This window comes from Motiliproteus sp. MSK22-1 (assembly GCF_001968815.1).
Taxonomy (GTDB): domain Bacteria; phylum Pseudomonadota; class Gammaproteobacteria; order Pseudomonadales; family Balneatricaceae; genus Motiliproteus.
Genome location: NZ_MIEQ01000027.1, coordinates 1 through 21,835, shown reverse-complemented (window position 1 = coordinate 21,835; position 21,835 = coordinate 1). Strand labels below are relative to the sequence as shown.

The window sequence follows — 21,835 nt, the reverse complement described above, 5'->3', positions numbered from 1 at the left end:
TAAATTAAACCAAGCACCTGAGAACAAAAAAAACAGGGAGCACAACAATGATTATCTCAATACTGACCCTGACTATTATCGGCGCCATTCTAGGCTTGATGCTAAGTGCCGTTAACCGGTTGCTTCCCTATAAAGAAGATCCTCTGATCAAACAGGTAACAGAGATTTTACCAGGAACTCAGTGTGGTCAATGCGGTTATGCTGGCTGTAGTCAGGCTGCAGCAGCCGTCATTGAAGGAGAAGCTCCCTTAACCCTATGCCCGCCGGGCGGCCCATCAATGGCCCGACAGTTGGCGGAAATTCTTGACCGCCCTTTGGAACAGCAATCCTCGGACGACATCGTTTTACCCAGTCTCGCCAATGTAATATCAGAACAATGCATCGGCTGTACCAAGTGCATTCAACAATGCCCGACAGATGCTATTGTCGGGGCCCCAAAACAGCTCCATATGATTCTGGATGAAGCCTGCACAGGCTGTGGCGCCTGTGTAGAAGTCTGTCCTACAGAGGGCATTCTTTTGGCAGAAATGCCTCTAACCTTAGGTAACTGGCGCTGGAGTAAACCTGCCAAACCAAACCCCTTTAGAACACCAGCTATCAGCAGGGAAGGCATCGCATGAAATTATTTGGATTTCGTGGCGGCGTTCATCCTGAAGCGCTAAAGCACCATACAGAAGCCCATCCCATCCGAAAGCTCCCGATGCCTCGGCGGTTGTATATCCCCTTGCAACAGCATATCGGCGCTCCAGCAAAAGCGGAGGTCGAAGCAGGGGATCGAGTCGATAAGGGACAACTGCTGGCCCGTAGCCAAGGACTTATTTCAGCGCCGGTTCATGCCCCGACCTCGGGCACAATCGTAGCCATTGAAGAGCGTCCGGCCCCTCATCCCACAGGCTTACCAGTGAAGACTATTGTTATAGAAACTGACGGGCAGGATCGCTCCTTTCTGAACGCAACGGCCGCCGGTGATCCTTTTAATCTTTCTCCTGAAGAAATTGCCAACAGAGTTGGTCAGGCAGGTATTGTTGGCATGGGAGGCGCAACCTTCCCTTCTGCCGTTAAGTTAATGCCCAATCCTAACAGCCCGATTCATACGCTGATTATCAATGGTAGTGAGTGCGAACCCTATCTCACCTGTGATGATCGTCTGATGCAGGAACGACCGAACGAAGTCATCGATGGCATCCGCTTAATCCGTCATGCATTGAAAGCAAATTGCGCTATTTTAGCCATCGAAGACAACAAGCCAGCAGCCTACGCCGCGATGATGCATGCGGCTGAGGAAACCGGCGGCGTCCAGGTCATCCAGATACCCTCACGCTATCCCATGGGCTGGGAGAAACAACTGGTACAGATTGTAACGGGTCACGAAATCCCCCATGGACAGTTGCCTGGAGGAGTTGGGGTCTGTGTACACAATGTCGGTACAGCATTCGCGATTCATCGAACTTTGCGTGCTGATCACCCTCTATTATCTCGTATCGTCACCGTGTCCGGCGGAGCGATTAAAAGGCCTCAAAACCTCGAAGTCCCCATCGGTGCTCTGATATCAGATCTGATCGAGTTTTGTGGTGGTTTAACAGAACCTCCTGCTCGGCTGGTGATGGGAGGCCCCATGATGGGCCAGGTCATGCCCCATCAACAGGTCCCCATTGTAAAGGGAAGCAGTGGCATTCTGGCCCTGAGTCATCATGAAATTGACGATGGACCAGAACGCCCCTGTATACGTTGCGGTCGCTGTGTCATGGCGTGCCCGGTTGGGCTGATGCCCTTGGAAATGGGGGCGAAGATGCGTTCCGATGATGTCACGGGGGCTGAAGCGTTGGGAGTTCAGGACTGTATCAGCTGCGGCTGTTGTTCCTATGTCTGCCCGTCAAAAATCCCATTGGTTCAGTATTTCAATTACGCCAAAGGAGAACTTCAGAGTCGAAGAGCAGCAAAATCCAAGACAGACCAGACCCGGGAATGGGCTCAGGCCCGTATCGAACGCTTAGAACGAGAAGCCCTGGAAAAAGCCGAATTGAAAGCGCAGCGGGCAGCTGCCAAAGCAGAAAAAGAAGCTCGGTCAGCAGAAAGAAAAGCTGCGGAGAAAAGCCAATGACTAGCCGCTATCAGCAGACAAACCCACAGGCAGGCCCCCATGTTCGTAATCCAGGTAAGGTCCCCTCATTAATGACAACAGTGCTGATCGCACTGTTACCTGCTACTGTATTTGGCATCTATATTTTTGGCTTACCCGCACTGAATACAGTCGTCCTGTGCCTACTCAGCGCATTTTTGTTTGAATCACTCTGTGTCTGGCTGGTCAAAAAGAGGATTCGCCTCGTGCTCTTTGATGGCTCCGCATTGCTGACCGGTCTGTTGTTAGCTCTGACCCTTCCTCCCTGGGCCCCCTGGTGGATATCAGTTGGCGGTACTGGCTTTGCTATCATTGTCGGTAAGCATGTTTACGGCGGCCTCGGGCAGAACCCGTTCAACCCGGCCATGCTGGCACGTGTTGCCCTGTTATTGTCCTTCCCCTTACAGATGACAGCCTGGGTTAACCCTGCCCCTCTTTTTTCAGCCAATTCTCCCGGCGTTATGGATTCATTATTCACTACCTTTGGCGGGATGGATATTCCCGATGCCCTGAGCGGTGCGACGTTGCTGGGACAGGTAAAAACAGATCTTGGTCAGGGATTAGGACTCAACTCCCTGTTAGTCAACTATTACGACCCACTACTGAATGGGATAGGTTTCACCTCGGGTAGCCTGGGGGAAACCTCTTCCTTGTTGATTCTGTTGGGCGGTGTTTATTTGATCTGGCGGGGAATTATTAACTGGCAACTTCCCCTGAGCTTACTGATCAGTGTCACGGTTATCTCCAGTCTGTTTTATGGATTTAATCCGGAGCAATACGCCAGTCCCTTATATCACCTTTCTTCCGGTGCCCTGATGCTCGGCGCTTTCTTTATTTTGACTGATCCGGTAACCACTCCTGCAACTATTCGAGGACAGGTTATTTTTGGTACCAGCTGTGGATTACTGGTCTATGTGATTCGCACCTGGGGTGGTTATCCAGAGGGCGTCGCATTTGCAGTGTTACTGATGAATGGCTTAACCCCCTTAATCGATCATTACTTCAAACCTCGCCAGTACGGCCGCAATCGCCAGGGCAGCCCGTTGGCTATGCCATCGCTGTCCGACGTTAAATCAAGGACTCGAAGCTAGTTATGAATACAGAAACACAACGAACTGGTGCTCAAGCCCCCGGAACTCAAGAATTCGAGACCAAAGAGCCAGAGAATAAAAAATCTGCGGCTAAAAGCGTGGCCGCTCTGGGCTACCCTGGCCTGTTATTGGGTGCAGCCGTTTTACTTTCGACCTCACTCCTGGCAGCAGGCCACCTGGCCACGAAAGAATCCATAAAGGAACGCCAGGCTGAGGACCTGAAAGCATCCCTGGCGCAAGTGATGCCTACGACTCTTTATGACAATGATCTATTGGAATCCCCTGTTGAAGTGATTGACAGCGACGGCACCAGGATTCCGGTTTATCGGGGAGAAAGGCAGCAGGCCGTGACGGGCGTAGCTTACGCTATCAGCGCAGCTGATGGGTACGGGGGAACCATCAGAATGATTATGGGAATAGCACCGGATGGTCACGTACTTGGTGTTCGGGTACTGTCTCACGCAGAAACACCGGGGCTCGGTGATAAAATTGAAACGACAAAATCTAACTGGATACTGGGCTTTGACGGATATTCGTTACAAAACCTCCCGGAAAGCAGCTGGGCTGTGAAAAAAGACGGTGGGCAGTTTGACCAGTTCACCGGCGCCACAGTGACACCTCGGGCCGTTGTAAAAGCCGTGAAACAGGGGTTGAAGTTTTACCGCCGCATGCAAACAGCCCTGTTGGTTCCCTCTGATTCTGCAGAGAAAGACAACTCGGTTAATGACAGCTCCCAGAAAAATAATCCTTCCGCTGACAAGCCATCCACCCAGTTACCTGTAGCCAACGGAGAAGCCAGATGACTAACTCTTCAGGTACTTCTATTAGCAACGCTTCAGATACCCCTGCAAACAGCTCCTCCATTAACTATCGTCAAATCATCGCGGATGGTCTGTGGAACAACAATGTGGTCTTTGGACAGTTGCTCGCCCTTTGCCCGTTGCTGGCGGTAACCACCACGGCCACTAACGGATTGGGAATGGGACTGGCATCAACGGTCGTACTGGTCGCATCAAACGTGCTGGTATCGATGACTCGATCGTTAATCAGTTCGGAGGTCAGAATTCCCGTTTTCGTGCTGCTGATTGCAACGTTGGTAACGCTGGTAGATATGGCAATGAATGCCTGGCTCCATGATCTTCACAAAATGCTGGGGTTGTTTATTCCTCTTATCGTCACTAACTGCGTTATTTTAGGTCGTGCTGAAGCCTTCGCTTCACGGCAGCCGGTCATTCCTTCCGCTCTGGATGGATTAATGATGGGGATCGGTTTCACCTTGGCACTGGTGCTGCTGGGCGCTGTCCGTGAAGTTCTCGGCAGTGGTACGCTATTCGCAAATGCCAGCTTGCTGTTAGGCCCAAGCTTTACCGCCTTGGAATTAACTCTGGTGAATGACTATCAGGGAATTGTCCTGATGCTGCTGCCCCCGGGCGGGTTTCTGGTACTTGGATTTCTTATTGTCGCTAAGCGCCTGGTTGATCAACGAATTGAACGTCATCGTCAAAAGCCATCCGGGCTTATAGCAACCTCTTCAGAACAGCAACTTCAGCGCAATCACTAATCAGCGTAACGAGCAGGGGAAATATGATGAACATCAGTCTTGTCTATGCACATCCACAACAGCGCCAATGGCTGAATTTGGAGCTGGCCGAGGGCAGCACCGTTGCCGATGCCATTGATAATTCCGGCATACTGGAGCGTTGCCCGAATATCGATCTGAATACTCACAAGACCGGCATCTTTGGCAAGCTGGCCAAACTGGATCAACCCCTGAAACAGGGAGATCGGGTTGAAATCTATACGCCCGTTATCGTCGATCCGAAAACAGTCAAACGCCGGGACAGCAATTGAATTTCAGTAGCTCGACAAGTGATTTCTGACAAATCGCTTTGACGCTCCATTAAAGGAGTCTAGGCGGAAAGTTTGCTGACGCTCTGGTGGCTTACAATGAGGGTCTGATTGTAATTCCTACAGGCGGAACGCAAGTGATACATAATAATTGATGGCTTGTATTTTTTCTGTATCATTAAATTATCCATACCGCTTATAAGTCTACTCTTCATCTGGATTTGATAAACGGCTCAAACGGATTATTTTGACAACAGATTAGAATAATAACGATCTCTAAAAGCTGTAAACCGGAACAATAAAATAACCTCTATATAGCAACAACCTCAACATAACAATAAAGAGGAGGCGGATGTGCTTAGGTTAGAGAATACCCTGTCAGATAATGCCATCAGGCAATACCCCGTCAGCCGCTGGTTGGCTGGCCAGACAGAGCGCACCGAAGACTGGGTCGCCGAAGAGGTTCCCGTAGCGCTGGTGTATAACGGTCTGTCCCATGCAATCATGATGTGCAGCCCGCTGGACCTGGAAGACTTTGCCAGAGGTTTTTCCCTCAGCGAGTGTATTGTCGAAAGTAATGATGAGATCTATGAGGTTCAGGTAAGCGAGCAGATTGATGGCATCCAGGTAGAACTGACCATAGCTCAGTCCCGTTTTTGGGCACTTAAATCCCACCGCCGTTCCCTGGCAGGACGCACTGGTTGTGGCCTTTGCGGCAAAGAAAGCCTGGCACAACTGACCTGCACAATTGATCCGGTCAACAATAATCAACGCATCTCCAGCTCCACAGTTCAGCACGCCATGAGTCGGATAAAGACTCATCAGCATCTTTTCAATAAAACCGGCTCAGCCCACGCCGCTGCCTGGTCCGATTCTCAAGGAATAATCCGCTGCCTGCGCGAGGATGTTGGACGCCACAATGCCCTTGATAAGCTGATAGGTCACTGTGCCAAGGGCGGACATGCGATGAATGACGGTCTGTTGATTATGACCAGTCGAGCCAGTTACGAAATAGTTCAAAAAGCCGCTGCCTGTGGAATCTCCATGATAGCAGCCATCTCGGGTCCTACGGGTATGGCCGTGCGACTGGCGGAAGAACTGGGGGTTGCGTTGATCGGTTTTGCCCGTAATGACAGCCTCTGCGTATATGCCCATCCCGAGCGTATCTTTTAATCCCCTGTGGATAGTTTAACGATTGCACAAAGGAAGCACAGATGAAGAGCTCTAGCGACCAGACCAAGACAATACCCACCTATTGCTACAACTGCGTTGCCGGTCCCGACCCCATGGCAGTAAAAGTTACCGACGGTGTAGCCTCCGAAGTCACTCCTAACTTTGATGCCTGCGAAGCACACCCCGGCAATGGCCGCCCCTGTGTGAAGGCCTATGGTTTGATACAAAAAACCTATAATCCAAATCGCATTCTGCAGCCGATGAAGCGCACCAACCCGAAAAAAGGGATGAAAGAAGACCCAGGATTTGAACCCATATCCTGGGAAGAAGCGTTGACCTTATTGAGTGACAAACTCAACGGTATTCGAGACAAAGGACTGGTGGACGAATCTGGCTTACCACGCATGGCCGCAACGTTTGGTCATGGAGGTACCCCGGCTAACTACATGGGAACCTTCCCCGCGTTTTTAGCATCCTGGGGACCGATTGATTTCAGTTTTGGCTCAGGACAAGGAGTTAAGTGCGTTCACTCGGAACACCTCTATGGTGAATTCTGGCACCGTGCTTTTACTGTTGCAGCAGACACCCCGAACACAAGGTTTGTACTCTCCATCGGTACCAATGTGGATGCCACGGGAGGACCCAGTGCAATCGCTCGTCATGCCGATGCCCGTGTACGAGGATACAAGCGCATTCAGGTAGAACCTCATCAGTCCGTCACCGGAGCCTGTTCTGCAGAATGGGTTCCTATCCGACCAAAAACAGATGCGGCCTTTATGTTTGCCCTGATCCACTGCATGCTTCACGAACATGATCGTCAGCAACTGGACCTTGCCTTCCTGCGAGACCGCACGGCTTCCCCCTATCTGGTAGGACCTGATGGCCTCTACCTGCGAGACCCGGAGTCAGCGAAACCCTTAGTGTGGGACCTCAGCAGTCAGGCAGCTGTCCCCTTTGACACAAGCGGAGCCGAGCTTGCTCTGGAAGGCGCTTTCAAAGTCAAGCGAGCCATCAGTGTCGATGCCGACGAGCAACGCCACGAAATGCAGGATATTGAGGCAGCAACCGGATTCAATAAGCTGGTCGAGCATGTTGCGCAATATACACCGGAATGGGCGGCTGATATCTGTGATATACCAGCCGAAACTATCCGCCGTATCGCCTCTGAATTTTTGGATAACGCCTGCATAGGTGAAACCATCGATATTGATGGCGTTGAGATGCCATTTCGCCCGGTTGCTGTCACTCTGGGAAAATCAGTCAACAACGGCTGGGGAGCCTACGAGTGCTGCTGGGCTCGTACCCTTATGGCCGTACTCGTAGGCGCATTGGAAGTTCCCGGGGGAACGCTGGGTACAACCGTGCGACTGAATCGTCCTCATGAAGATCGCCATCTCAGCGTAAAGCCTGGTGTTGATGGTTTTATGGCGCAAAAATTAAATGCCACCGATAAAGAGAACTGGGTCGCTGAACCCTCTGGCCGCAATGCCCATACGACGCTGGTTCCGATTGTCGGCAGTTCAGCCTGGAGCCAAGCGTTAGGACCGACCCAACTGGCCTGGATGTTTCAAAAGGAACGGCCGGAAGGCTGGAATATGCCAGTACCCACCAAACCGGATATCTGGCTGATATTCCGCTCCAACCCGGCAATTTCATTCTGGGACACTCACAGTCTGGTCGAGTCCATTGCGGACTTCCCCTATACCGTGAGTTTTGCCTATACCCTTGACGAAACCAACTGGATGGCAGACTTGCTATTACCTGAAGCGACCGACCTGGAGTCCACCCAACTGATCCCCGTCGGCGGCACCAAATTTGTTGAACAATTCTGGAAACATAAGGGCGCGATACTGCGCCAGAAAGTTGTTGAACCTCAGGGGGAGGCAAAGGACTTTACCTGGATCTCCACAGAACTGGCCAAGCGCACCGGGTTGCTGGAAAAATATAACAACGCCATTAATCGCGGAGCTGGTGGTGTTTCGCCCCTGAAGGGAGAAGGCTACGACTTTACCCTGGATACCAAAACCCCTCATCCACCCGAACAGATCTGGGACGCCATATGTAAATCAGCCAGCGCCAAACTGAGTGACAACAAAGAGGTTAAAGACCTTGATTGGTTCAAGGAAAACGGCCTCTATCTGACACCGATGTCCCAAAAGCTCTGGTATCTCTACCCGACCATGGCGGAACAGGGATTACGCTTTGAAATGCCTTATCAGGAACGCTTGCTGAGAATAGGAAAGGAGTTGGGTAACCGGCTTCATGAAAAAGATATCGCCTGGTGGGATGAGCAACTCTCAGAATATGCCGCATTACCGGTCTGGCACGACATTCCCGGCCGCTGGGAAACGGCTCTGATCAACGACGGCGCTGACCCGGAGGACTATCCCTTCTGGCTGCTTGCCACCAAGAGTATGCAGTATCACACCGGAGGAAACGTCGGTATTCAGCTGATGCAGGAAGTTTCACAGAACGTCCGTGGCCACACCGGCGTCATCATGAATACCACCAGCGCCGCTCGTTTGGGTATCGGCCACGGTGACCGGGTAGCGATTCGTTCCCATATCGGTGTCACCTATGGACGCGCAGAGCTGATCCAGGGTGTTCGCCCGGATACCCTGGTGATTGTCGGTCAGTTCGATCATTGGGCTACCCCCTACGCCAAGGGTCTGGAAATGCCCAGCTTAAACACTATCGCCCCCATGTCTCTAGAGTTGACCGATGCAACAGGTTCGGGTGCAGACATCGTACGGGTAGCCATCAGTAAGGTAAAAGGAGAATCCCTATGACTCGTTATGCCATGGCGGTAGATTTACGTCGCTGCGTAGGTTGCCAGACCTGTACAGCCGCCTGCAAACAAAAAAATGGGACGCCTCCCGGCGTACAGTGGCGTCGAGTCCTGGATATAGAAACCGGTGAATTTCCCGATGTTCGTCGCAGTTTTATGCCGGTAGCCTGTATGCACTGTGATGAGCCTGCCTGCGAAGAAGTCTGCCCAACCACGGCTACAAAAAAGCGTGATGACGGCCTGGTAAGCATTGATTACGATCTTTGCATCGGTTGTGCCAACTGCGTTATGGCCTGCCCTTACGAAGCCCGCTCTATTGTTCATAAGGCAGAGTTTGCCTACGGTGATAAACCGATGGCTCACGAGGCGCAAAGTTTTGATCCGGCCCGCGTTAATGTCTCTACCAAATGTACATTCTGTATCGATCGCATTGATCTCGCTGAAGAGACGGGATTAACCCCTGGCGTCGATCACCAGGTGACCCCCGCTTGTGTTAATTCCTGCGTTTCCGGGGCGATGGTTTTTGGCGATATCGAAGACCCGGACAGCGAGATATCCAAGCTACTAAAAGAAAATAAGAGTTTTCGCCAGAACGAAGAACTGGGCACAGGCCCCGGTGTTTACTACATATGGGATAAAGCCGATGAAGACAATGACCTTTAACTCACGTATCTCTTCTCGAGTACAGCGTAACTGGGATTGGCGTGCAGCTGGTAATTTTATCGGAGGTGGAGTCGGCTCAGGTTTGATCCTCTGGTCTGCCCTTATGAGCCCACTGGGCTATGACAGCTTACCGATGATGCTGATTGGATTGGCACTGGTCGGCACGGGGCTTTTCTGTGTATGGCTGGAGATTGGCCGTCCCTGGCGCGCATTAAACGTATTTAAGCACTTTTCCACTTCCTGGATGTCCAGGGAGGCCTGGGTAGCCCCCTTGTTGTTTATAGTCGGCGCTATCACCTGGTTCTTTGAACCTTTATTGGTTTGGCCCACAGCCCTGTTAGCGTTACTGTTCCTTTATAGCCAATCACGAATTTTGCAGGCAGATAAAGGGATCCCGGCCTGGCGGCACCCTCGTTGCGCACAGTTGGTGGTAATTACCGGGCTGACAGAGGGCTGCGGTCTGTTACTTCTGCTGCTGCCGCTGGTCGACGAATCTCAGCCCTGGAGTTGGGTCGTACTCTTTGTGCTACTGGGTCTTCGGCTAGTGGCCTGGCAACGATATCGTGACGGATTAACGCAAGCCTGTGCTCCACTCGGAAGTCAGAAATGTTTGGAGTCCATCCATAAAAAGTTTCTTCTGATCGGTCATTTGCTACCCGCATTATTATTGTTAGTTGCACTGCTGATACCACCGGTAGCCATCGTAGCGGGGATACTGGCAACCGTTTCCGGCGCCTGGATGAAATATATCCTGATCTGCAAGGCGGCCTTTAATCAGGGCTTTGATCTTCAGCATCTTCCGGTAAGAGGGCAACCCTGACCAGAATTAACAGCGAAAGCTGACATAAGTTGAATTAACCGACATTGCTGCCCTTCGGCATTTGCGACGGAGCTTCCATCCAGGCCGTCGCTTTTTTTAATTTACATCAGCATCATCAAATCAAGAGGTTTACGATGTCCAACCACCGCCTGCAAGCACTAAAAAAAGCGCTGCAACTGGAGCATGATGGTATGGCCTTTTATGCCGCATCCATGAATAAGTCCACCAGCGAAATCGGGAGACGAATGTTTGACTACCTGAAAAAGTCTGAAAAAGGCCACATCAAACGTATCTCGGAAATTTACCATAGCCTGGAACAATCCAATGACTGGCCTGCTCCACCAGCTATTACAGAGGATATGGAAACAGAGCGAAAAAGTATCTTTACGGACGCCTTGAATCAAATTACCCGTCAGCAGAAGCTGGATACTGATGACTTGAGCGCCTTAAAACAGGCCGCAGAATTCGAACGCAAAGGCGAACATTTTTATTCAGAGCAAGCAACATCTGCACAGGACCCATTTGAAAAGGCTTTTTATCAACAATTGGCCCTGGAAGAAGAGCTGCACTTACGCGCCATTGAAGACAGTATCCTGATGCTGGAAGACCCTCAGGGATTCTTCGCACAATATGAAAAAGGCACACTGGCAGGCTAAGGAACCTCTGAATAAGTCCCTTCGGCCTCTGGCTTGCAGAGCGAGTAGATATCAAGACAGCGATTGACGATAAAATGGTACGGAGCCCAACTAAGCATGACTGATTATTCTTTGGGTAGTAAAGATCGGCCTTTAAAAGCGGCTATTATCGGTTCAGGTCCTTCCGGATTTTATGCCGCCGAAGGTCTGCTGAAAAAAGAAGGCTTATGGGCTGAGGTCGATATGTTCGAGTATCTGCCAACCCCCTATGGCCTGGTCAGGGCAGGTGTGGCGCCTGATCATCAGTCAATCAAATCAATTACTGGTATCTATGATCGGATAGCCCATCTGCCTAATTTTTGCTTTTGGGGAAATGTAGATATCGGTCAAGACATTTCCGTTGATGAGCTTGAGGCCCGCTTTGATCTGATCATTTTTGCCATTGGTGCACAAAGTGATCGCGCCATGTGCATCAAAGGTGAAGAGCTAAAAGGCTGCCATTCTGCCACTGCATTTGTCGGCTGGTATAACGGCCACCCGGACTTTCGCGACTACCCGATTGATCTCAGTGGCAAGCGGGCAGTTATTATCGGTATGGGAAATGTCGCGACCGATATCGCTCGGATACTGGCCTTAAGCCCAGCGGAAATGGCCAAAACAGATCTGGCGGATTACGCAGTACAGGCGCTCAGTCAAAGCCAGCTGGAGGAAATTGAAATAGTAGCCCGCAGAGGCCCTTTACAAGCCGCTTTTACACCGGTTGGTGTGCGCAAGTTTCCAACCCTTGAGAACGCAACGATCTGTGTCGATCCCGCAGAACTTAAGCTGGAAGCCGTTAGCCAGACATTGCTGGAGAAGACCGAAGACAAACGTATACTGCGAAATATGGAGTTTCTTAATAGGATTGTGGATAACCAGCCGGTCCCGAACAAGAAAACTATTCGCTTCATATTCCGTCATTCTCCAACAGAAATCATCGGCAAAAATGGTGTTGTCCAGGGTATAAGACTGGCCAGGAACGAACTATTTGAGAATGACTGTGGAGATCTTAAGATCAGTCCAGGAGATGCAGGTGAAATTCATAAAGCGGATCTGGTGTTCAACTCCATTGGTTATCAGGTTAAACCCCTGGAAGGTATACAGATAGACGAAAGAAAAGGCGTAATCGCCAACAGGGATGGCCGCCTTATTGACCGGGATACCCGGCAGATCATCCCCAATCGCTATGTTGTCGGTTGGGCCAAACGCGGTGCAAATGGTGTTATTGGCACCAATAAACCAGATTCTCTCGCTACACTCGAATGCCTGTTTGAAGATCTTTCCCAGAAAAAAATAACCGACAAAAGCCCCACCACAAAACAAACAACGGAACAGTGGCTGACCAGCAAAGACATTCGCTTCGTTCAGTTTGAAGACTGGAAAAAAATTGATCAAGAAGAACTCAGCCACGGAGACCGCAAAGGAAAACCGCGCGAGAAAATCACCACTGTTGAACAGATGCTGGCAACAATCAATCCAGCACAATGGAGCTGAAACAGAGGTTGATATCAGCAGCTTGACAAATTTTATTATCCACACTGCCAGAGATGGACTCGGGCAGCGATAAGTTCTGGCAGAGTGAATCGACTTCCAGGCAAGAAGCTGCGTCCCCTGAACTACTGAGCAGCTTCTGCCAGTCTAAGGCGACTTATATCTCAGATCACGACTTTACAAAAGTAACCTGGAGATCATCGCCGACAATGGAAAAAGTCGGCTCTACACCCTCAAGACTATTGCCACTGAAATGACCAGCAGATAACCCGGAAAGGTTGGAAGTAGAGAGAATCGTATAGGCCCTATTGAACTCAAACCCTGCTGAATCACTTGTCCAGAAGGAGAAGCTCACATCCGTTGACTTGAGAGTCAGCTCTCCGGATACCGTCAGCCGGGTTACGCTATTACCAAGCTGAGTCACGATAACGCCACCTGTCATTTCGAGTGCACCAATGGTTACCCCACCGGTGTGATCACTGATATCCAGCTCACCGTTACCGAACAGCTGAACGTTGGCTGCACCACCAGAAGACTCTCCATAAAATACGATTCTGCCGCCATAGCCGCCATTGCTTCCGCCATAGGCGATCAAGGTGGCACTTCCCGCACTTGAGGTTCCTGAAAATACGGTATAGCCACCGGTTGCTTTCGGACTGTAGCCGCCAAGATTGAAAAATGTCCCCTCACCCGCTGTAGGTACATTGCTACCTCCAGTGCTTCCACTGGCGCCACTGCTGTCTGCTTGGCTTTCATTACTGTAGACCGAGAATTCGGTGTAACCTGCAGCGGCCCCTTCCGTTACCCCCGGATGATTCCAGAAAGCAGCGTTACCAGCGGTTGGATAGTAATCAGTTGGAAGGTTTATCGAGAAGATCGTATGGCCAGCACTCGATTTGCTTTCAATAGCACTGCCATAGTTAACGAAACAACCGTTGGCTGCGGTTGGTGAGCCATATTTTGCGCTAAATTCAATATGACCTCCTCCTCCCTCTTCGCCCTCACGCGCACCGTAGTTGAAGTAAGAGCCATGTCCTGCGGATGCTCCCTGCAGCGTCATACTCGGGGGATTGTTATTGAAGCTGGTGACACCACCATATGCACCCGCTGCCTTGGCAGCGTGGTTATAGAAATGACCATGACCACCATTAGCAGTGGCGTCAAATGCCACATCACCACCATTGGCCTTGTTACAGGTCCCTCCCCGGTTGTTAAACAGACCATAGGCAGCGGTCGAATCACCGTAAAACTGCGTATTACCCCCATCACCGCCAGAAACCGTTCCACCGATATTAGTGAAAGCGGCGTTATCAGCTGTCGCGGTATTGTGAAAGACCACATTACCGAAGGTGTCACCATCGGTACCAAGAGTGCCATAAATAGTAAAACTGGCGGTTCCTGCCGATGATTCGTTACAGAAGCTTACCTCGCCACCAACAGTGCTGTGCTCCGGGGGAGCCCCTGCCCCTGTCCACACTTTGAATGAAGCCGAACCGGCGGTTGAATGATCGCAAAAACAGATAACACCTCCACCAGAACCCTGTTCCGTCGTAGGACCTGCACAATAAAACACATTGTCTCCACCCGCTGTCGCTGAGTTCGTAAACTTCAGCTGGGGGTCTGTATAGCCACTGCTGGTAGCAGCCACGATAAAACTCTGTTGACTATAAGAATGATTAATAACTCCCTCACCGGAGATCGTCAAAGAGGGTGTATTAGAAGGGCCAAATACAAAGGTGTAAGCCGATGCATCTTCAGCAAACTCGATGTTGGCCACCGTCGCCTCAGCTGTCGCTGAAAAGCTGATCGAAGTCTGGGATGAACGGGTAAAAGTCGCCTTGCCCGAAGGCACTTCAGGCGGGGTCCAGTTGGTTGCAGTGTTCCATTCACCGGTAGCCGGTTGAGTGTTCCAATTTGATCTAGTCATCTACTCCTCCTGAGTTGGTTAAGCCCTCTCACTCCTTGCAACGGAGTCACTGAGAGCCTTTTCTTACTGTTGCCATGTGTTTTCTGTTACCAGATATTATTTACGGTCATGTTGAAATCGCGGGGCCGAATGTATCTGGTTACGCCCCATCTGCTTAGCCCGATAAAGGGCAATATCCGCCTCACGAAGCAGATGCTCCACGCCCCCTTCGCCCTTCGGCACTTTGCTGGCGGTGCCACCACTCACAGTAACCACCGTACCCACCGAGGAGCTTGCATGTACTATTGCCAGAGCTTCCACCGCCCGTCGGACTTTCTCAGCAACCAGAGCTGCACCGTTGTGATCAGTATCGGGCAGCACTATGATAAATTCCTCCCCACCGTAGCGGGCAACCAGATCGGCAGGGCGCAATAGCTGGTTTCTCACTGTTTCAGCTACCGCCACCAAACAATCATCACCGGCTTGATGCCCGTAGTTGTCATTGAAAGCCTTAAAGTGGTCTACATCAAGCATAATGACGGAAAGCGACTCCCTGCTCCTGCGCAACCGCGCCCACATCTCCGCCAGATAGATATCCCCCCTACGTCGGTTGGCAACACCGGTCAGGCCATCACAATCGGCAAGCCTTTGCAGATTCTGGTTGAGTTGTTCCAAACGGTCTGTCCGTTCGGCTACCTTATCCTCCAAAGTGCGGGAGTAATCCTGCACCTGCTCGTAGAGACGCGCATTTTCTATCGCAACAGACGCCTGAGCCGCCAAAAGACGAATGATCTCCACCCTTTCACCGGTGAAAACACCACTGGCTAAATTGTTCTCTATATACAGGGCACCTTCGAAACGCTCTCTGCAGATTGGCACACAGAATACCGATGCAGGGCAGAATTGGAGTATATATGGATCCTGTACAAACGGCCCCTCAGCTGTTGCGTCATGTAGTACGACAGCTTCCTCACTGTGAAGTACCTGACTGATCAGTGTTACCGGCAACGGAACCTTCTCTCCGTCAGCAGTCGGTACCAACGAATGAACCGCTAAGTGTTCCGTCGACAACCCCTCTGCCGGAAGCTTAGCCGCCTCCACAACCAGATTCCCGTCACGCCGAACCACCAGACATCCCCACTGACCACCGGCATTTTCCAACAATATGCCCATGGTGGTCTTAAGCAACTGGTCCAGGACAATTTCTCCGGAAATTTCCCTTGAGGCTTTCATGACTGAGGCCAGATCCAAATCGCCAAGCTCTACCCGCGTGTCACAAACATTAACACCGGCAACCAGTTCCTGCAGTACAGAGAACTCCTGCTCTAACAGAGTCACCTTTCGGTGAGCCCCCCAACGGTCGTAAATGCGGTGCGCGCCGCGCAGGTAACCTTCTGCAGATCTTCTCTGACCAAGCGCTAACAGGTGCCGTGCGGCACGCTCGCAGGCGGTCGCCTCGTCCCTCAGAAAGCCGCTTTCCCGTGCCGTGTCGATGGCAGCGTCATAACGTTTCAGTGCAGCCTCTGAACGGCCATAAAGCCGCTCCAGTTCAGCCTCCATCAAGTACTGCAGATGGCGAAAGTTCTCTTCACAATTGTCAGCCCAGCGCGTCATCCGCTCAAGATCAGCCTGTAGCCGTAGGAGCGTCAGCGCCTGCTCATCAGCCTCCATATCCGGATAATGAGTCGCCAGCGTAAGAAAGGCGACACCATAGAAGCGGACCAACTGGGGTAATGACATGGCCGACTTGATTAGCCCATCCTGAGCTCGCACATGGCTGAGAGCCTTGTTGTAGTCTCCATAGAGTAGGCAGATTTCAGCGCTGTAGATATGGTAGTTGGCAACCCCGGTCATAAACTGCCGCTGACGCATGCCTGCAAGACACTGCTCTTCATTGAAATCATCATCACTCAAGGAGCAAGGGGCATCTGTAAGGCCAAGCAGATTACGCTGTAATTGCAGAAACAGCGTGCCTGAGTCCAGGGAGTCCTGATAAGCACAGTCACGCACGATTTCCAGGTTCTCGGCGTGCTGTCGATAGGCTGTTTCCAGGTCCAGCGTCGGATCCCAGATCACGCAGTCCTGGGCACTATAAGCGAGATAAAGCAGATCCCCCGACTGGTAGCCTGCTTCAATGCCTTTGCGGAACCAGGGTGTCAAACTCGACCAATGGCAACTCCAGTGATGGACAAACATGGCATACACATAGATCACACGTGCACGCAGAGTAAGATCGTCAAGACGTTCATTAATCTCCAGACCAACCTGACCATACTGATAACCAACTGCTGGCTCATCAAACTCACCGCACAACAGCATGCCGTAAGCCGCGTAGGCAAAAGCAGATTCAGGGCAATTACCATGGCGTAGCGAAAGGTTAACCGCCTTTAGTACCAGATACGGAAACAGTTTCCCGCTGCCGGACAGAAAGGCAGCAGGAAAGATTTCCATCAGCAGCCGCATGGCTGTCAGGGTGGCAGGATCTTGCACCAAGGGTGCAGCTACCAGTTCTGAGATACGGCGCTCACCGAGATTTTCCTTGACCAGCCGTCGTTCCTCGGCAATCTCTGCATCTCCCGGCCGATCGGTAAGCTTAACCCCCAAAAGCGCCAATCCCTGAATAGCAGAGAGAATGGACTCCTCCATACGCCCAAGGGTTGCGTACTGACGGGTACGGGTAGCAAGAATATCGCTGCGTTCCAGGTCCGAGTGGACATGCGTCAATATTACTTCAATCCAGCTGTCAGCCTCTTCGGTGTTACCCGTGAGATAAGCACATTGCTGAGTCTCCACTGCCAGCGCCTGCATCAGCTCGGGCACCTCCGTCCAGGAATCAGCAGGCAATAGTTCTGCCGCCACTTTCAGATACTTCAGTGCCTCGTCGTAGGCTGAAGAATGCCTGGCTCGAATCCCTGCACGCAGGTTCAGTTCAGCAAGATAAAGTTGCTCAGCAGTAGACTCGATCAGACAGCGGCCTTCGTTGAGGTGACCAACAATATCGATGAGACGTTCTTCGGGTACCTGATCGCCGGTGTGCTGAAGCATAAGACGACCCACGGAAAGATGCACTTCTCGCAATCGCCGCACATCAATCAGAGCATAAGCAGCTTGTTGTACACGATCATGCTGGAATCGATAAGTCGGGTTGAACTCCAACGATTCAGTACTCTCTGCGACAGCATGTTCTCCTTCTGGTCCTTCACCTACCAAACGATAGTCACTGTGCAAGGGAAGCACAATGTGTTGTTTCAGCGCCGGCAACAGAGCAGCGGCGGTTTTAGCGACAGGACGCTCGTAAATCACTGATAGTGTGTGCAAATCAAAAGTGCCACCAATACAGGCAGCCAATTGCAGGACGCCCTGTGTTGCTGGCTGCAGGCACCGCAGATTATCCACCATGAACTTGACGACATCATTGCTCACACTGGACCAACGGACAGCATCCAGATCCCAGTTCCATTTTCCGCTGACCGGATCAGGGGAGAGGGCTCCTTCCTTGTGAAGTTGTCGCAATAGCTCGTTTGTAAAGAAGGGATTGCCCTGCGCCTTTTCATAGAGCATATCACTCAGAAGGCGTGTCTCATCCGGCTCACGGCACAATGCATCGGCCACCAGATGCGCCACTGAGTTCCGATCTAACAGACCCAGAGGAAGCTGGCGAATGTTCTTGCGGGACTGCAGGTTATCAAGTAACAGCCGTAGAGGATGTCCAGCGCCCACCTCATTACTTCGATAGGCACCAATCAGTAACAGATGGCTTAGCTCTCGTGAAGTCACTAAACGACGTAACAGCTCCAGAGTGGGTGCATCGCTCCATTGCAGATCGTCGAGAAATAACACCACTGGGTGCCCTTCCCCTGCAAAGACCCGAAGAAATGCGGTAAGCACGATATGTAAACGGTTACGCACCTCTGCTGGCGGCAATTCCGGTACGGCGGGCTGATGACCAATGACCAGTTCCAGCTCAGGTACCAAATCCATCACCAGGCGCGCATTGGGTGACAACGCATCAAGCAATCGCTGACGCCATTCAGCCAGGCATTCCTCAGGTTCAGCCAGGACCTGCTGGACCAACCCACGAAAAGCAGCAGAGAGAGCGGTGTATGATTCGCTGTTCTGGAACTGATCGAACTTACCCTGGACCAGAAAACCCCGCTCTCGAACCAAAGGGCGATCAATCTCATTGACCAGAGCCGATTTACCAACTCCGGAGTAGCCGTGAACCAGGCAGAACTCGTTGCGCCCAGCCACTGCCGCTTCGAACAATCCGAATAACTCCTGAAGCTCAGGTTCGCGACCATATAATGCTTGCGGCACCAGAAACTTCTGTACGACATCTTTCTCACCGAGATCAAAAGGTTCCAGAACCTGACCTGCGGCCAGGATATCGGCACAGCGGACCAGGTCATGCATCAACCCTTCTGCACTTTGATAACGGGCTTCAGGACTCTTGGCCAACAGTTTGAGAATAATCGCTGATACGGCCTCAGGCACCTCTGGCACAATCTCGTGCGGTGCGGACGGCAAACGACTGATATGGCTGTGAACCCATTCCAGCAAATTATCAGCCTGGAATGGCAGTTTGCCCGTCATCAGCTCAAACAGTAAAACACCAAGGGAATAATAGTCAGACCGATAGTCCAGATCCCGGTTCATACGCCCTGTCTGCTCCGGCGAAATGTAAGGTAACGGTCCCTCCAGATGACCCGACATCTGCACCGCCTGCAGCTCCTGATCCAGTTCGGAGGCGATGCCAAAACCTGACAAAGCTATCGTCCCGCTGGAGGGATCAAAGAGTATATTTTCCGGTGTCAGCGCTTTGTGTACGATGTCATGGGAATGCATTCCTCCCAGGGTATGGGCGAGTTGCAGAGCGATATCCAGCAACTCGGACACAGGCAGCCGCTCCCCTGGCGACTGGGCCAGATAGGTTTCAAGGGAACTTTGGTACAGCTCACCAACCAGCGCCAGATTGCCGCTGCCATGAGGCAACAGAGCGTACACCTTGCGCACCCCGTCCACCTCTGCCAATCGCTGGGCAATAACCCCTTCACGACGGATGACCGCAACCTGCTGGCGGTCCGGGTATTCGGCATCCAGAGTCTCTATCGCAACAACGGCTCCATCGGCCAGACAGCGGGCACAATAAACTATACGTCCACCGGCCCGCCATAGAACCGAATCGATCTTATAGCCGGGCAACAGCAAGCCCGTTCCATCCACGTTTCTGCTCACAGATCTGACGCTTTAGATACCGAATAAGCGGTTGAAGGTAGCAACATAATCTTGATACGCCGTATCCCGCAAAGGTTCACCGTGACCACACAGAGCGTGCTTGAACGACTGTCCTTTAAGGCGGGAAAAGTCATCTGCTGCAGGAGCAGCGGCCTGAAGCCAGACTGGACCGACATTTGCCGGAGTGAAGAATTCCATCTTTTTCATCAACTCTCGTGAATCATCAGAAAAATATTGGTCCGGAGCAATCCAGTTTTGTAGTGCATCACAGGCAATGAGAATACCACCAGCGCGATCAAGCCGCAGGATACCCTCAGGCATCCCGGTGGTGCGGAATTCAAATAAGGAAGCATCGGAAATAGGTAATGAACCGTTTGGAGTAAGCGTACAGGTCGCCTTCAGAGTAGTGTCCGGCTCACCATCAGCCATTGTCCAGTACCTGGCTCCGTAATGTTCGACGTAGAAAGGATCGTCACGCCCATGAAGAGCACCAAGGCGAATCACATCAGTCACCCGGCCAAGGCGGTCAAGCTCAGCCAGGCCCTGTTCGTTCAGACGTACACTGTTGATAACAATCAAACGTTCACCGTCACGCACTACCGTCATATTACGGCTGAATTCCCAATCCATGCCCTGAAGAACAGTCTCCATTGCACCAGTGACAAAAAAGACGTCAGGAAATACTTCCTGGATAACACCATGGGCGAGTGCTGGGGGAAACTGATCGATTTCTGTACTCTTCATTCTTCACTCTATTATTCTTGGTTGTAGTGGATACGGCCTATGTAGCGATACTCCCTAGCATACTCATTGAGATAGCTATTGAGGTAGCACTGTTGAGCCTCGTTGAGGCGTCCGTGTCGTATATCGTCCATAGATTCCCTGCCGTCACTGCTATCCAGTCGTTTCAGATGGAACAGGGTCATGTCGCGCCCACCAAAGAAGCTCTTCAGGTATTCATGCAGGGGTCGTGCCTCTGACATGTCAAAAACTGCACCATAGAGCGCCGTGTACAACGGGTACTGAGCCAATAAATCAGCATCGAACAAAGGACTATCACCCGGTGGTGATGTGAACGTTGAGTAGTCTTCAGGCTGGTGAACCGGCTGCGCGATAAGTCTCTGCACATAGTCTGATGCAAGCCCAGCCTGTCGGGCACCATTGATCAATAGGTTGAGATAGCGGCGACTCGGCAGACAACCATTGTCGATAAATTCCGGCATACCCACATAGGTCAGTGCAGGGACCCGCTCAATGTTCGCGACTCCATCCACTTCAGACTCTACTTCAACCTCAACGGTAATACGATCGTAGCCATGACCAAATGCCTCTGCTGCGTCCAGCGATGCAAGCGCCTCGTCAGGACAATCGTAGAGCACTCCAAGCACCCGCTCACCAGCTCCCGCATAAGGTTCAATGTTGCCGACGCCACCCTCGTGACGGAAGAAATGCTGCACATTGAAACGCAAACGCCAATCGTGCAACACCGCCCGCCGCGACGCCATGGGTTCAACACCCTTGGCCCGCAGTGAGGTTATGTTCATGTTAGAGCCAAAACCAAAATAGCGAAACATGTCGTTATCAACCACCGTATAGCGGGAACTCGCACAAACCAGCACAAAACCCGGAAGGCTCCAGCTAGCTGACTAAGCCAACAATACAGGGTTAATACTCGAAATCAATATATTGGCGTACATTTAATCCAGCGCAACATACAGCGGTCAGAGCTGCTATAAGAATGACCGCATCGATGGTTTCTATGGATCAACAAAGGTTTTCACATAGAAGATTTACAGCAAACAAACTTACTTTCCAGCAAAGCATTGATCACTGACACACTTATGATCTGATAAAGTCAGCACATATATTATTAACCCGGCGTACAAATAGACGAATTATGGTACACTGCCGGGTATGAATAAAACTGATGCCCGCAAGCTATCTTCTGAAATACAACAACACAATCGAGACTTGGCTATTCGGCTCTTTGGACAGGGCCAGACGCGAAAGCAAATAGCTGAAATTGT

16 protein-coding genes are annotated in these 21,835 nt (G+C 51.4%); 12 read left to right on the top strand and 4 right to left on the bottom strand.

Annotated features, from left to right (window positions below; translation table 11 throughout):
* Nucleotides 1-47 precede the first annotated feature (47 nt).
* From BGP75_RS06260 to BGP75_RS06205, 12 genes are all read left to right on the top strand, one after another.
* Complete coding sequence (locus BGP75_RS06260; RefSeq protein WP_076716682.1) at nucleotides 48-620, top strand: RnfABCDGE type electron transport complex subunit B; 573 nt, start codon at nucleotides 48-50, stop codon at nucleotides 618-620.
* Nucleotides 617-2,101 (top strand): electron transport complex subunit RsxC, encoded by a 1,485-nt coding sequence (gene rsxC, locus BGP75_RS06255; RefSeq protein ID WP_076716679.1) that lies wholly within the window; start codon nucleotides 617-619, stop codon nucleotides 2,099-2,101. Before BGP75_RS06260 ends, rsxC begins: the two co-directional genes overlap by 4 nt.
* A complete protein-coding gene (locus BGP75_RS06250) occupies nucleotides 2,098-3,210 on the top strand; it encodes an RnfABCDGE type electron transport complex subunit D (protein ID WP_076716677.1) in 1,113 nt (370 codons plus the stop codon). The genes rsxC and BGP75_RS06250 overlap by 4 nt, the downstream gene beginning before the upstream one ends.
* Before the next feature lie 2 nt (nucleotides 3,211-3,212).
* A complete protein-coding gene (gene rsxG, locus BGP75_RS06245; RefSeq protein ID WP_076716674.1) occupies nucleotides 3,213-4,013 on the top strand; it encodes an electron transport complex subunit RsxG in 801 nt (266 codons plus the stop codon).
* Nucleotides 4,010-4,771, top strand: coding sequence for an electron transport complex subunit E (locus tag BGP75_RS06240; RefSeq protein WP_083704658.1), 762 nt, complete (start codon nucleotides 4,010-4,012; stop codon nucleotides 4,769-4,771). The genes rsxG and BGP75_RS06240 overlap by 4 nt, the downstream gene beginning before the upstream one ends.
* A 23-nt stretch (nucleotides 4,772-4,794) precedes the next feature.
* Nucleotides 4,795-5,061, top strand: coding sequence for an RnfH family protein (locus BGP75_RS06235; protein ID WP_233152859.1), 267 nt, complete (start codon nucleotides 4,795-4,797; stop codon nucleotides 5,059-5,061).
* 351 nt (nucleotides 5,062-5,412) lie between these two features.
* The gene (fdhD, locus tag BGP75_RS06230) at nucleotides 5,413-6,231 is read left to right on the top strand and encodes a formate dehydrogenase accessory sulfurtransferase FdhD (RefSeq protein WP_076716669.1); all 819 of its coding nucleotides are present in this window, start codon (nucleotides 5,413-5,415) and stop codon (nucleotides 6,229-6,231) included.
* Between the two features lie 41 nt (nucleotides 6,232-6,272).
* A complete protein-coding gene (locus BGP75_RS06225) occupies nucleotides 6,273-9,020 on the top strand; it encodes a molybdopterin-dependent oxidoreductase (RefSeq protein WP_076716666.1) in 2,748 nt (915 codons plus the stop codon).
* Nucleotides 9,017-9,682 (top strand): 4Fe-4S dicluster domain-containing protein, encoded by a 666-nt coding sequence (locus BGP75_RS06220; protein WP_076716664.1) that lies wholly within the window; start codon nucleotides 9,017-9,019, stop codon nucleotides 9,680-9,682. The genes BGP75_RS06225 and BGP75_RS06220 overlap by 4 nt, the downstream gene beginning before the upstream one ends.
* Entirely contained in the window at nucleotides 9,663-10,502 is an 840-nt protein-coding gene (locus BGP75_RS06215; protein ID WP_076716661.1) for a DmsC/YnfH family molybdoenzyme membrane anchor subunit, read from the top strand. The genes BGP75_RS06220 and BGP75_RS06215 overlap by 20 nt, the downstream gene beginning before the upstream one ends.
* A 134-nt stretch (nucleotides 10,503-10,636) precedes the next feature.
* Nucleotides 10,637-11,158: a ferritin family protein gene (locus BGP75_RS06210; RefSeq protein ID WP_076716659.1), complete on the top strand. Its 522-nt coding sequence runs from the start codon at nucleotides 10,637-10,639 to the stop codon at nucleotides 11,156-11,158.
* Nucleotides 11,159-11,254: 96 nt separating this feature from the next.
* Nucleotides 11,255-12,670, top strand: coding sequence for an FAD-dependent oxidoreductase (locus tag BGP75_RS06205; RefSeq protein ID WP_076716657.1), 1,416 nt, complete (start codon nucleotides 11,255-11,257; stop codon nucleotides 12,668-12,670).
* A 166-nt stretch (nucleotides 12,671-12,836) separates the two neighbouring features.
* On the opposite strand, the gene BGP75_RS06200 is transcribed toward BGP75_RS06205, so the two are convergent.
* From BGP75_RS06200 to BGP75_RS06185, 4 genes are all read right to left on the bottom strand, one after another.
* Nucleotides 12,837-14,594, bottom strand: coding sequence for a hypothetical protein (locus BGP75_RS06200; protein WP_076716654.1), 1,758 nt, complete (start codon nucleotides 14,592-14,594; stop codon nucleotides 12,837-12,839).
* A gap of 96 nt (nucleotides 14,595-14,690) precedes the next feature.
* Nucleotides 14,691-19,808, bottom strand: a complete 5,118-nt coding sequence (locus BGP75_RS06195) for a diguanylate cyclase (protein WP_233152858.1) — start codon at nucleotides 19,806-19,808, stop codon at nucleotides 14,691-14,693.
* 12 nt (nucleotides 19,809-19,820) lie between these two features.
* Nucleotides 19,821-20,552: a hypothetical protein gene (locus tag BGP75_RS06190; protein ID WP_076716649.1), complete on the bottom strand. Its 732-nt coding sequence runs from the start codon at nucleotides 20,550-20,552 to the stop codon at nucleotides 19,821-19,823.
* A gap of 11 nt (nucleotides 20,553-20,563) precedes the next feature.
* Complete coding sequence (locus BGP75_RS06185) at nucleotides 20,564-21,427, bottom strand: gamma-glutamylcyclotransferase family protein (protein ID WP_233152857.1); 864 nt, start codon at nucleotides 21,425-21,427, stop codon at nucleotides 20,564-20,566.
* Nucleotides 21,428-21,835 lie beyond the last annotated feature (408 nt).

What these genes read in the sequence shown, in the direction of transcription:
- BGP75_RS06225 (WP_076716666.1), top strand. Translation starts at nt 6,273, where the DNA reads ATGAAGAGCTCTAGCGACCAGACCAAGACAATACCCACCTATTGCTAC.
- BGP75_RS06240 (WP_083704658.1), top strand. Translation starts at nt 4,010, where the DNA reads ATGACTAACTCTTCAGGTACTTCTATTAGCAACGCTTCAGATACCCCT.
- BGP75_RS06220 (WP_076716664.1), top strand. Translation starts at nt 9,017, where the DNA reads ATGACTCGTTATGCCATGGCGGTAGATTTACGTCGCTGCGTAGGTTGC.
- BGP75_RS06260 (WP_076716682.1), top strand. Translation starts at nt 48, where the DNA reads ATGATTATCTCAATACTGACCCTGACTATTATCGGCGCCATTCTAGGC.
- BGP75_RS06235 (WP_233152859.1), top strand. Translation starts at nt 4,795, where the DNA reads ATGATGAACATCAGTCTTGTCTATGCACATCCACAACAGCGCCAATGG.
- BGP75_RS06205 (WP_076716657.1), top strand. Translation starts at nt 11,255, where the DNA reads ATGACTGATTATTCTTTGGGTAGTAAAGATCGGCCTTTAAAAGCGGCT.
- BGP75_RS06215 (WP_076716661.1), top strand. Translation starts at nt 9,663, where the DNA reads ATGAAGACAATGACCTTTAACTCACGTATCTCTTCTCGAGTACAGCGT.
- BGP75_RS06190 (WP_076716649.1), bottom strand. Translation starts at nt 20,552, where the DNA reads ATGAAGAGTACAGAAATCGATCAGTTTCCCCCAGCACTCGCCCATGGT.
- rsxC (WP_076716679.1), top strand. Translation starts at nt 617, where the DNA reads ATGAAATTATTTGGATTTCGTGGCGGCGTTCATCCTGAAGCGCTAAAG.
- BGP75_RS06200 (WP_076716654.1), bottom strand. Translation starts at nt 14,594, where the DNA reads ATGACTAGATCAAATTGGAACACTCAACCGGCTACCGGTGAATGGAAC.
- rsxG (WP_076716674.1), top strand. Translation starts at nt 3,213, where the DNA reads ATGAATACAGAAACACAACGAACTGGTGCTCAAGCCCCCGGAACTCAA.
- BGP75_RS06210 (WP_076716659.1), top strand. Translation starts at nt 10,637, where the DNA reads ATGTCCAACCACCGCCTGCAAGCACTAAAAAAAGCGCTGCAACTGGAG.
- BGP75_RS06250 (WP_076716677.1), top strand. Translation starts at nt 2,098, where the DNA reads ATGACTAGCCGCTATCAGCAGACAAACCCACAGGCAGGCCCCCATGTT.